Here is a 12,265-nt window from a genome sequence, read left to right as displayed (position 1 = left end):
CATGAAGACCAAAACCATTTTCATCATTGTTTTCACCATACTCATCACTGTCTTTCTGATGATGAACCAGGATGCTGTGGAATTCAATTTCTTTTCTGTAAAAACAGAAATCTCTAAATTACTGGTCATCGGAATCTGCACTTTCGTGGGATTTGTACTGGGTTACTGGGCAGCGAAACCACGGACCACCATCAGCAGCTATGATACTAACGATCCCCAGGGAACACCTGAGGACCGGAGAAATGAGTTGAAAAGAAACAGCGAGCTCAGTGATGAGGACCGCGATTACATAAGTTAGAGCGTTCGTCATCCTGAATTTATTTCAGGATCTCGGGCATACTAATAAATCCTGCTAAGGCGGGATCCTGAAATAAATTCAGGATGACGTATCCTCCCAGACATTGAGATAAAACTAGGCCAAAGCCTGACTGATATCGCCGAGAATGTCATTGATGTGCTCCAGGCCAATTGATAGCCTGACCGTACCTTGCTCAATGCCTACTTCCAGACGCTGAGCTTCCGTCAATTTGGAATGCGTGCTTGTCGCAGGGTGTGTGGCAATTGAACGGGTATCTCCCAAATTTGCAGAGATAGAGAACATTTTCAGTTTATCCATGAAAGCACTGGCTGCTGCAGCGCCACCTTCGATCACGAAAGTCACAATACCCCCACCTTGTTTCATCTGTTTTTTAGCGATTTCATATTGAGGATGCGAAGGCAGGAAAGGATACATTACCTTTTTCACCACCGGGTTGCGCTCTAAAAATTCAGCTACTTTCAGCGCGCTTTCACAATGTCTGTCCATGCGAACCGCCAGGGTCTCCAGACTTTTCGACAATAACCAGGCATTGAACGGCGCCATTGCCGGGCCACTATGTCTTGCAAAACCTTCAATTTCTTTGATCAGCTGGTGAGAACCTAAAATGATTCCTCCCAAAGTACGGCCCTGTCCGTCGATGAACTTCGTGGCTGAATGGATGGAAATGTCAGCCCCAAGTTTGATCGGCTGCTGCAGATATGGGGTCGCAAAACAGTTGTCGACCACCAGGAGTATCCCATTTTTCTTAGCCAATTGACCAAGCCATTCCAGATCAATAATGTCGATTCCGGGATTCGAAGGCGTCTCCACGAAGATCATTTTGGTATTTGGACGGATTCCTTGCTCCCATTGCTCCGGCTTATCCAGATCAGCATAGTCATAGGTGATGCCCCATTTTGGAAAAATATTGTTCAGCAACTGGTGTGTAGAACCAAAAACCGAGCGGCTCGACAAGACATGGTCTCCTGAAGCCAGAAAAGTCATGAAGGTAGTAAAGATCGCTGCCATTCCGCTAGCGGTTGCCCAGCCGTTTTCTGCTCCTTCCAGCACAGCCATTTTATTGATCAGTTCATCGGTATTTGGATTGGCATAACGGCTGTATACGTGACCCTCCTTTTCATTGGCAAAAAGTGCACGCATTTCCTCTGCATCGTCAAATTTGTAACTTGAAGTCAGGTACAATGGTACCGAATGCTCTTTAAACTGTGTTCTTTCCGCCTGTAAACGAATGGCAAGGGTCTCGAAATTCTCTTCCTGCATGGTAAATTATTGGTGTATGGTGTAAGTAAAATTAATTGTTGCCGAGCGGCCCAGAATATTGGACACTGAGCAGTATTTATCGAAGGTCATGTCCAGTGCACGCTCTACTTTAGGCACACTCAATGCGCCATAAAGATCAAAATGAATATCAATGACATCAAATATCGGTGGCATCTCCTGATCCTTGCGTGTTGCCTTGATGCTGATCTTCACATCATCCAGGGGTTCTTTTTGCTTAGTCAGCACATTGACCATATCAATGCCACTGCAGCCACCCAGACCGATCAGGAGCATTTCCATTGGCCTGAACCCTTTTCCTTCTCCGCCGATTTCCTGCTTGGCATCCAGCTCCACGGTAAAGCCGTTGGAATTCTCTGCCTCAAAATTAAATTTTCCGCTTTTACGTACTAAATTGATCTCCATAATTGCACTAAACGTTATAAAATACTTGGTTCTCTTTTTCCAGTTCAGGTAGCCTGGTCTCTTTTTCAAAAATTCCAAAAACACTGGAGCCGCTGCCGCTCATGGCAGCATATACTGCACCTGCATCATACAAAGCAGCTTTCAGCGCTTCCACCTGAGGATATTTTGAAAAAACCGTTTGCTCGAAATCATTCACAAGCCTCGACTTCCATTCCCTGATAGGCAAAGGTATTAAATCTTTTAGCGAAGTACTAGGAAGCACAGGCTTTATTCCGCTATAGGCATCTGCCGTAGAGACATGTACAGGAGGCTTCGCCAATACCAGGTAGTAAGCAGAAAGATCCAATTCAATTTCAGTAAACTGATCTCCGATCCCCCCGGCAAACACAGGTGTATTGCGAATAAAAAAGGGACAGTCTGCCCCAAGCTTTGCGGCATAAGCCTCCATTTGCCCTAAGCTCAGTCCAAGCTCAAATTTGTCGTTCAGCAATTTTATGAGGAAAGCCGCATCTGCCGAGCCACCACCAAGACCTGCCCCAACCGGAATATTTTTCAATAAAGTGATGCATTGCGGAGGCAAGGTAAAATCCGCAGCCAGCAGATGATAAGCCTTCAGGCAAATATTGTCTTGCGAAGAACCCGGCACGTCAATTCCCCTGATTACACAGCTCGTCTCCAACGCATCAGTAATTTCTACGACATCAGTTACCTTAACCGGATAAAATACAGTTTCAAGATCGTGATAACCATCAGGCCTTTTCCTGATGACGTGTAATCCAAGGTTAATCTTGGCGTTGGCGAATGCAAGCATGAATGATCCGGTTAAATGTTGTGCCGGCAAACTTACAAATAATCGGTTCAGAATTCTAAACCAGCTTTCAGGGCGTTTAAAAATTCATCAACCTGTGGAGAAGCTCTACAATATTTTTTTTGGCACAAATACATAATCAACTAAAAATCAATACGATGCCAAAAAGCAAAAGCAATGGCATCATTATGTAGTATAGACTAAACAGAATTAACAATGATTATCTAAATTTTAAAACATACCATTATGAAAAAGATCATTTTATCAGCAGCATTTTTAGCAGTAGCAGGATTAACAACAGTTAAAGCAAGTGACATCAAAAACCCAGTAGCAGTTGCTGTAGTACAAGATAGCACAACCAAAACACCGGTTGAAATCAAAGATCTTCCAGACGCGGTAAAAACAACTCTGGCATCTGAGCCGGTGAAAGACTGGATCCCAACCGCATCATTCCTGGTGACCTTGGCAGACAAAAGTACTTACTACCAGGTTGATGTAAAAAAAGAAGAGGAAACCAAATCGCTGAAAATCGCAGCGGATGGTAAAATCATCGAGTAAGCGAAATAAATAGAGCGTGTATAATAACTAGTAGTGCAGAAAGCCGGAGGATTCCGGCTTTCTCTATTTCTAATCCCGCCCAAATTAAAGCGTCATAACAACGTTTATTAATTTCTTTTTTCTACATTAGTGAGCAAAACACCAAATATGATCTTCAGGTACTTGCTTTCATTATCATTTGCATTCTGCATTAGCACAGGTATTTACGCGCAGTCAAATCCAGATGCTCAAATCTCTGTCGACTTCTCACAATCCCTTACATCTATGAAACCCATATGGGCCTGGTTTGGATATGATGAACCCAACTACACTTACATGAAAGATGGAAAAAAACTCCTGACAGAGATTTCCAAAGCAAGTCCGGTCCCTGTTTTCGTACGTGCTCACAGTTTGCTGGTCACCGGCGACGGAGTTGCTGCCCTCAAATGGGGATCTACCAATGCCTATACCGAAGACGCAAAGGGCAATCCCATATACAACTGGTCCATCATCGACAGTATTTTCGACACCTATGTCAAAAGGGGCATGAAACCCCTGGCTCAGATTGGCTTTATGCCAGAAGCATTATCAACGAAACCGGTACCCTATAAACACAACTGGAAACCCGGCGACAATTACAACGACATCATCACAGGATGGGCCTATCCTCCCAAAGACTACAATAAATGGGCTGAACTCGTGTATCAATGGGTGAAGCACAGCATAGAACGTTATGGTAAAAAAGAAGTGGAAAGCTGGTACTGGGAATTATGGAACGAGCCAAACTCCCCTTATTGGAAAGGCACACAGGAGGAGTTTTTCAAACTCTATGACTATTCAGCCGACGCAGTCAAGCGTGCCTTGCCCACAGCCCGAATTGGAGGTACCGACATTACGGGCAACGGCATGAAATTCCAGCATGCTTTCATCAGGCACTGCCTGACCGGCACCAACTATGTCACCGGTAAAATTGGATCGCCACTGGACATCATTTTATTTCATGCCAAGGGCTCCCCTACTTTGAAAGATGGCCGGGTGGTAATGGGCATCCGCAATCAGCTCAACGACATCGACAGGAACCTGAAGGTCATCCGCTCCTATCCAGAACTAAAAGACATTCCCATCGTAATCGGCGAATCTGATCCTGAAGGCTGTGCGGCCTGCGGCATGGCCACTGATCCGCAAAATGCTTACCGCAATGGCACCATGTATTCCAGTTATACTGCAGCCTCTTTTGCCAGAAAGTATGAATTGGCACATTTGCAGCAGGCAAACCTGATTGGCGCGGTCACCTGGGCCTTCGAATTTGAAAACCAGCCCTGGTTCTACGGCTTCCGGGACCTGGCCACCAATGGTGTAGACAAACCGGTATTGAATGTTTTCCGCATGTTTGGAATGATGAGCGGCGACCTGGTAAAAGTAGCAGCCAACAGGATGTACCCGCTTCAAAAAATCCTGGATTCAGGTGTACGCGGCAAGACAGACATCGGTGCTCTGGCTTCCAAAGACAAAAAATCCGCAGCAGTGATGGTCTGGAACTACCATGATGCAGATGAAAAGGGTACACCGGAGCAGGTAAAAATAGAGCTAAAAGGCCTTATGGGAAAAGAGGTAAGCCTAAGCCACTACCGCATCGACGATGCGCACAGCAATTCATATGAAGTCTGGAAAAAAATGGGTTCACCACAGGCACCTACCGCAAAACAGATTGCGGAATTGGAAAAAGCAGGTCAGCTGACCCTACTCAGCAAACCAGAAAAACTGAAACTCAAAGCTGGGATGGCTTCTGTTTCTATTCTTCTACCAAGACAAGGGGTGTCCTTGCTGAAACTATCGTACTAAGCTCAGTTTTTTCTTCTTCCACTAATTCCTGGAATGCGACATTCAGCTGATTAGGAATCCAATTCCCTTTTGTGGACCTGGTATAACAACGCCAGCCCTTTGGTGAGAAATCAAATGGCAGAGCCGATTGCAGAGATGCCAGGTAGGTCATATTGTGCTGGTCAAGCTCGCCAAAAGGCAACATGAACCAGGCCGAAAGCGTTTTTCTACGTTCGGAAATACGGAGATACAATGAAGACCTGGCTTTTCTCTGATCAAGCACCGGAAGGAGGGCTTGGTTTGGAATCACGGCCCCGCTTTGTGTCTCCGTAAACATAAATTCCCATTTGACACAGAGCAGCAGGTTATCATCGGCCATAACCAGTGGAAAAGTACGTTTCAAAGCAGAGGGCCAGGCATTCCAATATACCAGATCCTTTTTGATAGACCAATAGTTCCACCAGTCGAACCTGGGCAAGCCGAAATGCAAGCAATATTTTAAAAATGAAAAAATGCTGAATTCATGCATCACCACCTGGACATGCTCCGGTTGCCTGCAATCGGTATATTGAGCCAGAAATGAAGTTACATTCTGGTAAATTTTCTTTGCACTGCCCCTATGAAGTTGGTGCGCGCCCCCGGAGCTCAGGGCGAGACCATTATAAGTGATGAAAGATTTCAATACGACTAACCTAATATTTCTGCCCGCAAATTACATCATTTTTAACAGAAACTCAAACAGTACTGATTTCGGTCAATTACTGGACCAGCAAATCGTTCAACTGCTTTAGTGTAGCGGGATCGCCCGGACGACGGGCATTTTTATCGACGATATAACCAGTTTTATCGACAATAAAATACCTGGGGATCGTTTTGATCTCCAACTGATTCGCAATAGGACTATACAACTCCCGCTTCAAAAAATAATTTTCGCCCTCCATATTTTGGGAGGCGACAAGTTCCTTCCAAGACTTTTCCTGAGCTGAACTCACACAGAGGTATACAAAAACGATATCCTTCCCACTCATTTTCTCTCTTAAAACCCTCGAGTTGGGCATTTCGGCGATACAGGGAGCACACCAGGTAGCCCATACATCGACATACACGACCTTACCCTTATATTTTGACAAGATACTACCCAGTGGATCCTTAGCATCCAACTGAGCTGCATCATGCAAAATCGCCTTTGGCGGCACTTTAGAATGGTACAGTTCGTCATACATTCGCTCGTAATCATTCAGGAATCTCTTTTTCAACACAGTGGATGCTACTCCTTCCCGGTAAGCCTTAAGATTCGGCTTGATGAAGGCAATCTTCGTTGGACTAAGGTATTTATACAAGGTCTTTGTTGCATAGACGTCCCTGAGGTAAGGATCTTTCAAGCCTAAGACATAGTCAAACTCGGGAAGGTTATGTTCCGAATCTGCTACATAGGACGGGACAAGCGGAGCGACATATTTCTCGTAAAACAGATTGTTGCTATGCTTATCAGCGGGATAGTTCAAAGTATCCAGAAAACGACGGGCATCTCTTTTCGCTTCTTCACTAAAGCCTTTATCTGGCTGTAATATATATTGCGCGATTTGATTTCCCGTGACCGTCACGCCTTGATCCCCATCCAGGGCTTTATACCTCACCAGGAAATAATACTGATCAATAAAGGTCTGATAACGTTGATTAGCAAGTGCTTGGGGATTATCGAAAATGATTTGATTCGCTTTAAAAAAATCGAGCATACCAGGATCCTGAATTTTTTCCCGCAGTAGTACGTTTACATAGATGCATGCCAGGCCATAGCGTTGTTCGATATCGGCCTGTTCTGATACAAAGGGATCAACACGATGTGTTGCAAAATAATCACGATTAAAAGCCAAAACCTGTTTTAAACGCTGCGAAAAAAGACAGCTTGAAGGCCTCCAAGCTGTCTTTTTTCGCTTTCATGAGTTCTTTATACTCCATGATCCTGCTAAATTCAGAATGATCCAAAGCCTTGGTATAAGCTTGGTATTGGGTATTGATGGCACCTGCAAGGCCTCCATATTCAATTTTTCGTTCCTTATGATCTGCGCTCTGAAAAAACTTCAAACTGAAATCCTTTCCCGGCTGTGCATATAAATAAAATTGAATCAGGCCTCCGAATCTGACCTTATCACCAGTTTTAGTCCCCTGCAGTAACCGGAGTTGCGTCGCAGACTGAATTGGAAGGTGTGTACTGAAATTACCGGAGGCGTCTCTATGGATGGGAATAACAATATCTTCCCCTGTTATGGGATCTGAATATTCGAAGGCCAGGCTATCGACCATGCTCGACTGCAAAGCCAACTGCCTTAAATTACCAGAGATGGTCAGGCCTGTTTTTGAACGCATAGGCTTTAGTTTGAGGTTTCCATCAGCCGATTGCGCCATACCTGTAATCTGAAAAAAAAATAGAAATATCAACGAGAGGGCTTGTGAGCGTAGTTTCATATAGGTGTATGATTTGGTTTAGCGAATATATTAAAAAACGATGAAAATCAGCGGATACATAGTTAGTCAACGTACACCAAAAGTTAATCAGCATTGCTACACATCTTCGTAGCACGGATAAATTAAATTACTTAAATTAGCCGATCAATAATTTGGCTTAAAAATTCTATGAAACAATACCTGGAGCTGATGCAGCATGTGCTGGATCAGGGCACACAAAAACACGACCGCACCGGCACCGGTACCATCAGCGTATTTGGCTACCAGATGCGTTTTAACCTGCAGGAAGGTTTCCCTATGGTAACCACCAAGAAACTGCACCTGAAATCGATCATCCACGAGCTGATCTGGTTTCTGAGCGGAGATACGAACATCAAATACCTCAAAGATAATGGCGTAAGGATCTGGGACGAATGGGCAGATGAAAATGGCGACCTTGGCCCGGTATATGGCTCACAATGGCGCTCATGGCCTAAGCCTGATGGCGGACACATTGATCAGATCAGCAAGATCGTAGATACAATTAAAAACAATCCGGATTCGCGGAGGATCATCGTATCCGCATGGAACGTTGCTGAAGTAGACAACATGGCTTTGCCGCCATGCCATGCTTTTTTCCAGTTTTATGTGGCAGATGGTAAACTCAGCTGCCAGCTCTACCAGCGCAGTGCAGATATATTCTTAGGTGTACCTTTTAATATTGCCTCCTATGCGCTGCTGACCATGATGGTGGCGCAGGTATGCGGCTTGCAGTACGGCGATTTTATCCATACACTGGGTGATGCACATTTGTACAATAACCATATTGAACAAGCCAAATTGCAGTTGAGCCGCGATGCCCGGAAATTGCCGCAGATGGAGATCAAGCCCGGGGTAAAAGATATTTTCAGTTTCAAATTTGAAGATTTTACCTTGCAGGACTACGATCCCCATCCGCACATTAAAGGAGCAGTAGCCGTATGATTGTAGCCATGGTAGTAGCGATTGCAGAAAATCACGCAATCGGCAAAGACAATCAGCTCCTCTGGCACCTCCCTAAGGACCTGAAACATTTTAAACAGATCACCGCCGGACATACCATCATCATGGGCCGCAAGACCTTTGATTCCATGGGTAAGCCCCTGCCCAACAGGCGCAACATTGTGATCACCAGAAACACAGAGCTGGAACTTCCTGGTGCTGAAGTAGTAGGCAGTGTGCAGGAAGCCCTTGCTTTATGTGCTTCCGACGAAGAGGAAGTGTACATCATTGGTGGCGGGGAAATCTATAAAATGGCCATGCCGCTTACGGATAAGATCTATTTAACCGTAGTTCAGCATAGTTTTGACGGCGATGCTTTCTTCCCGGAAATTGAACCCGGGGAATGGAAAGAAACGGCTTCTGAATCCCATTCTCCAGATGAAAAACACCAATATGGTTTCACATTTTCTACGCTGGAACGGCGATAAACAGACGAAAGCGTAATTAGTTTGGCTGCTTATAATTAAAAATTTCATAAGCTGGCCTATTAATTAAAAAAATAATTAGATTTGCCGACTTGTTAAAAAAAATATAGCATAATAATTTACAAACAAATGCAGGGTAAAGGTTTTATTAAATTTATGGCAATACTTCTAGGTATTGTCTGTGTGTATTCTCTCTCATTCAACTTTGTGACCTCTAAAGTTGAAAAAGACGCAAAAGCTTATGCTAAAGGAGATCCGGAAAAAGAAAAAGCTTATCTGGACTCTATGGCTACCGTACCGGTATATCCAGTATTAGGATTCAACTACCAGTTCTGTAAAGGCAAAGAAATCAACCTTGGGCTCGACCTTAAAGGTGGGATGAACGTAACGATGGAGATATCGTTGGCGGAATTGGTAAAAAATCTGGCCGGCAATACTGCTGATGCCAATTTCAACCAAGCCTTATCTATTGCACAGCAAAAACTGAATGCTGGTGGTAAAGACTATATCGATTTGTTTGTAAGCGAGTTTGAGAAACTTTCTCCTAACGCAAAACTGGTAGATTTCTTCTCTAACCAGGACAATGCTAAAGAACTAAAACCTGACGCAAGCAATGCTGAGGTAAAAAAATACCTTTCTGCTCAGGCTACAAGTGCGATCGACCGCTCTTTCATCATCATAAGAAGCCGTATCGATGGTTTCGGTGTAGTGAGCCCGAACATGCAGAAACAGGAAGGTACCAACCGTATCCTGATCGAAATGCCGGGTGTACAGGACAAAGAGCGTGTACATAAATTATTACAAGGTTCTGCGGAGCTGCAATTCTGGCAAGTATATCAGAATGATGAGGTGTATCCTGTATTGGAAAACATCAACAAAACGCTTGCAGCTACTTTAAAAGATACTAAAACTGCAGACACCACTACAGGTGCTGTTGCTGATACTGCTAAATCCGGAAGTAAACTGGCTGGTCTGGCCAAGAAAACTGAAGCGACGGATTCAGCTGCTGTAAAAACCAATGAACTTGCAAAATCAAATCCTTTATTTGCGGTATTGAACGTACCTACTTTCCAGGGTCAGAACGGTCAGCCTTCGTTGCGTCCGGGTCCGGTTGTGGGCTGGGTAGCTCAAAAAGATACAGCTAAAGTAAATGCATTTTTCAAAAGACCTGAAGTTGCGGGTATCATTCCTCAGAGCTACAAGTTCATGTGGAGCGTGAAGCCAGCTGACCTGGGTATGCCTGCAGGTGGTGCTAAAATATTTGAACTTTATGCCATCAAAGTAACCTCACTGGATGGTAAACCTGATCTGGGTGGTGATGCTATTGCTGATGCACGTGCAGATTACGATCAAAATGGCAAGCCAGAAGTTTCAATGAGCATGACTGGTGATGGTTCCGGTAAATGGAAAAAAATCACAGCAGAAGCTTCAGCCGATCCAAATAACAAAAAAGCAATCGCTATCGTATTGGACAACGCAGTATACTCTGCCCCTACTGTTCAGAATGAGATCGCTGGTGGCCGTTCTTCAATCACTGGTAATTTCACCGTAAACGATACACAGGATTTGGCCAACATCCTGAAAGCGGGTAAACTTCCTGCTCCTGCAAGGATCGTTGGTGAGTTCGTAGTAGGTCCTACCCTGGGTGAGACTGCGATCCACAATGGTTTATTGTCATTCGTACTGGCATTCGTAGTGATCCTGGTATTCATGGCGCTATATTATAACAAAGCTGGTTGGGTAGCTAACCTTGCATTGGTGATCAACTTGTTCTTCATCATGGGTGTCCTGGTTTCACTAGGCGCAGTATTGACCTTACCTGGTATCGCTGGTATCGTATTGGTAATCGGTCTTTCGGTAGATGCAAACATCCTGATCTTTGAACGTGTGCGTGAAGAGCTGACTTTAGGCAAACCGACCCCGGTAGCCATTAAAGAGGGTTTCAAACATGCGATGTCTTCAATCATTGACTCCAACGTTACTGTATTGGTATTGGGTGTGATCCTTTATGTATTCGGTACAGGACCTGTTCAGGGTTTTGCGACTACCCTATGTATCGGTATCCTTTCATCACTGTTCTGCGCAGTGCTGATCTCACGTTTGGTATTTGATGCGCTATTGGAGAAAAAAGCAAACATTACCTTCGGTAACAGCATGACCATTCATGCTTTCAAAAACATTGCCTTCAACTTCGTTGGACACCGCAAATTGTATTACATCATTTCTTCTGTGATCATCTTGCTAGGTGTGGTATTCTACGTAAAGAATGATGGACTGAACCTGGGTATCGATTTTAAAGGTGGTAGAACTTACATTGTTCACTTCGATAAGAGCATGGACACTGAAGATGTAAAAGGCAAATTGAATGCTGCATTTACAGAATCTGAAACCATCGTAAAAACCGCTGGTGCGGACAATGAGCTGAAAATCACAACGACTTTCCACATTACAGATACAGACACTCAGGCTGATAAATTGGTAGAAAATGCGCTAAAAAGCGGTTTGGACCAAACTGGTGCAAAATATACCATCGAAAGTAACGAGAAAGTTGGTCCGATCATCGCCAGCGACATTGTTTATGGTGCATATGGAGCCATCTTGTTCTCTTGTCTGGTGATGTTCGTCTATATCGTCGTAAGGTTCAAAAAACTAAATTATGGTCTTGGTGCGGTAATCGCATTGTTCCATGATGTATTGCTGGTACTTTCATTCTACACCATCCTTGACGGTGTGCTTCCATTCTCATTAGAGATCGGTCAGGATTTCATCGCTGCCATCCTGACGGTTATGGGTTATACCATGACAGAGACCGTGGTTGTGTTTGACCGTATCCGTGAGAAGTTAGCAGAATCCGGTAAAGAAGACCTGCATGGTAAAGAGCGTGAAACGCTGATCAACTTTGCATTGAACAGTACTTTAAGTCGTACGATCCTGACTTCATTGACTGTATTCTTCGTGTTATTGGTGATCTTCATCTTCGGTGGCGCAAGCATCCGCGGGTTTATCTTTGCCCTGTTGATCGGTCGTATCATCGGTACTTATTCCTCACTATGTATCTCTACACCTATCGTGTTGGATCTTGGTGAAGCCAAAGTAAAAGGTAAAACACAGGCATAGTATTAAATTACTTATTTATGATATTAAGGCATCCTTTTTGGATGCCTTTTTGTTTACCTATATATTTAC

General features: G+C 44.2%; 12 protein-coding genes. 6 read left to right on the top strand and 6 right to left on the bottom strand.

Annotated elements, in window-relative coordinates:
* Position 1: 1 nt before the first annotated feature.
* Positions 2-298: a hypothetical protein gene (locus WAE59_RS01055; RefSeq protein ID WP_337854066.1), complete on the top strand. Its 297-nt coding sequence runs from the start codon at positions 2-4 to the stop codon at positions 296-298.
* A gap of 114 nt (positions 299-412) precedes the next feature.
* Here the strand turns inward: WAE59_RS01055 and WAE59_RS01050 are convergent, their stop codons facing one another.
* The 3 genes from WAE59_RS01050 to ispE are packed head-to-tail and all read right to left on the bottom strand — an operon-like array spanning position 413 to position 2,813.
* Entirely contained in the window at positions 413-1,579 is a 1,167-nt protein-coding gene (locus WAE59_RS01050; RefSeq protein WP_337854065.1) for an O-succinylhomoserine sulfhydrylase, read from the bottom strand.
* A gap of 6 nt (positions 1,580-1,585) precedes the next feature.
* Positions 1,586-2,002, bottom strand: a complete 417-nt coding sequence (locus WAE59_RS01045; protein WP_337854064.1) for an OsmC family protein — start codon at positions 2,000-2,002, stop codon at positions 1,586-1,588.
* A 7-nt stretch (positions 2,003-2,009) separates the two neighbouring features.
* Positions 2,010-2,813, bottom strand: coding sequence for a 4-(cytidine 5'-diphospho)-2-C-methyl-D-erythritol kinase (gene ispE / locus WAE59_RS01040; RefSeq protein ID WP_337854063.1), 804 nt, complete (start codon positions 2,811-2,813; stop codon positions 2,010-2,012).
* A 243-nt stretch (positions 2,814-3,056) separates the two neighbouring features.
* Between ispE and WAE59_RS01035 the strand changes: the two genes are divergently transcribed.
* Positions 3,057-3,368 carry a hypothetical protein gene (locus WAE59_RS01035; RefSeq protein WP_337854062.1) on the top strand — a complete coding sequence of 104 codons (312 nt, stop codon included), beginning with the start codon at positions 3,057-3,059 and terminating at the stop codon, positions 3,366-3,368.
* A 147-nt stretch (positions 3,369-3,515) separates the two neighbouring features.
* On the top strand, positions 3,516-5,189 hold the full coding sequence (locus WAE59_RS01030; protein WP_337854061.1) for a GH39 family glycosyl hydrolase: 1,674 nt from the start codon (positions 3,516-3,518) through the stop codon (positions 5,187-5,189).
* Here the strand turns inward: WAE59_RS01030 and WAE59_RS01025 are convergent.
* The 3 genes from WAE59_RS01025 to WAE59_RS01015 all read right to left on the bottom strand — a co-directional run bounded on the left by WAE59_RS01025 (position 5,140) and on the right by WAE59_RS01015 (position 7,634).
* The gene (locus tag WAE59_RS01025; RefSeq protein ID WP_337854060.1) at positions 5,140-5,850 is read right to left on the bottom strand and encodes a hypothetical protein; all 711 of its coding nucleotides are present in this window, start codon (positions 5,848-5,850) and stop codon (positions 5,140-5,142) included. The two genes, WAE59_RS01030 and WAE59_RS01025, sit on opposite strands and share 50 nt — an antisense overlap.
* A gap of 76 nt (positions 5,851-5,926) precedes the next feature.
* Positions 5,927-7,042 (bottom strand): TlpA family protein disulfide reductase, encoded by a 1,116-nt coding sequence (locus WAE59_RS01020; protein WP_337854059.1) that lies wholly within the window; start codon positions 7,040-7,042, stop codon positions 5,927-5,929.
* Positions 7,032-7,634, bottom strand: coding sequence for a hypothetical protein (locus WAE59_RS01015; protein ID WP_337854058.1), 603 nt, complete (start codon positions 7,632-7,634; stop codon positions 7,032-7,034). The genes WAE59_RS01020 and WAE59_RS01015 overlap by 11 nt, the downstream gene beginning before the upstream one ends.
* A gap of 168 nt (positions 7,635-7,802) precedes the next feature.
* On the opposite strand from WAE59_RS01015, the gene WAE59_RS01010 reads away from it, so the two are divergent.
* The 3 genes from WAE59_RS01010 to secDF all read left to right on the top strand — a co-directional run bounded on the left by WAE59_RS01010 (position 7,803) and on the right by secDF (position 12,196).
* Positions 7,803-8,597: a thymidylate synthase gene (locus WAE59_RS01010; RefSeq protein ID WP_337854057.1), complete on the top strand. Its 795-nt coding sequence runs from the start codon at positions 7,803-7,805 to the stop codon at positions 8,595-8,597.
* A complete protein-coding gene (locus tag WAE59_RS01005) occupies positions 8,594-9,082 on the top strand; it encodes a dihydrofolate reductase (RefSeq protein ID WP_337854056.1) in 489 nt (162 codons plus the stop codon). The genes WAE59_RS01010 and WAE59_RS01005 overlap by 4 nt, the downstream gene beginning before the upstream one ends.
* A 126-nt stretch (positions 9,083-9,208) precedes the next feature.
* Positions 9,209-12,196 carry a protein translocase subunit SecDF gene (gene secDF / locus WAE59_RS01000; protein ID WP_337854055.1) on the top strand — a complete coding sequence of 996 codons (2,988 nt, stop codon included), beginning with the start codon at positions 9,209-9,211 and terminating at the stop codon, positions 12,194-12,196.
* Positions 12,197-12,265 lie beyond the last annotated feature (69 nt).

The organism is Pedobacter sp. GR22-6, from assembly GCF_037402555.1.
GTDB lineage: Bacteria > Bacteroidota > Bacteroidia > Sphingobacteriales > Sphingobacteriaceae > Pedobacter.
Note: the sequence above shows the minus strand (reverse complement) of the source record. Positions and strands in the feature narration are given on the sequence as shown.

What these genes read in the sequence shown, in the direction of transcription:
- WAE59_RS01055 (WP_337854066.1), top strand. Translation starts at nt 2, where the DNA reads ATGAAGACCAAAACCATTTTCATCATTGTTTTCACCATACTCATCACT.
- secDF (WP_337854055.1), top strand. Translation starts at nt 9,209, where the DNA reads ATGCAGGGTAAAGGTTTTATTAAATTTATGGCAATACTTCTAGGTATT.
- WAE59_RS01035 (WP_337854062.1), top strand. Translation starts at nt 3,057, where the DNA reads ATGAAAAAGATCATTTTATCAGCAGCATTTTTAGCAGTAGCAGGATTA.
- ispE (WP_337854063.1), bottom strand. Translation starts at nt 2,813, where the DNA reads ATGCTTGCATTCGCCAACGCCAAGATTAACCTTGGATTACACGTCATC.
- WAE59_RS01010 (WP_337854057.1), top strand. Translation starts at nt 7,803, where the DNA reads ATGAAACAATACCTGGAGCTGATGCAGCATGTGCTGGATCAGGGCACA.
- WAE59_RS01005 (WP_337854056.1), top strand. Translation starts at nt 8,594, where the DNA reads ATGATTGTAGCCATGGTAGTAGCGATTGCAGAAAATCACGCAATCGGC.
- WAE59_RS01015 (WP_337854058.1), bottom strand. Translation starts at nt 7,634, where the DNA reads ATGAAACTACGCTCACAAGCCCTCTCGTTGATATTTCTATTTTTTTTT.
- WAE59_RS01045 (WP_337854064.1), bottom strand. Translation starts at nt 2,002, where the DNA reads ATGGAGATCAATTTAGTACGTAAAAGCGGAAAATTTAATTTTGAGGCA.
- WAE59_RS01050 (WP_337854065.1), bottom strand. Translation starts at nt 1,579, where the DNA reads ATGCAGGAAGAGAATTTCGAGACCCTTGCCATTCGTTTACAGGCGGAA.
- WAE59_RS01030 (WP_337854061.1), top strand. Translation starts at nt 3,516, where the DNA reads ATGATCTTCAGGTACTTGCTTTCATTATCATTTGCATTCTGCATTAGC.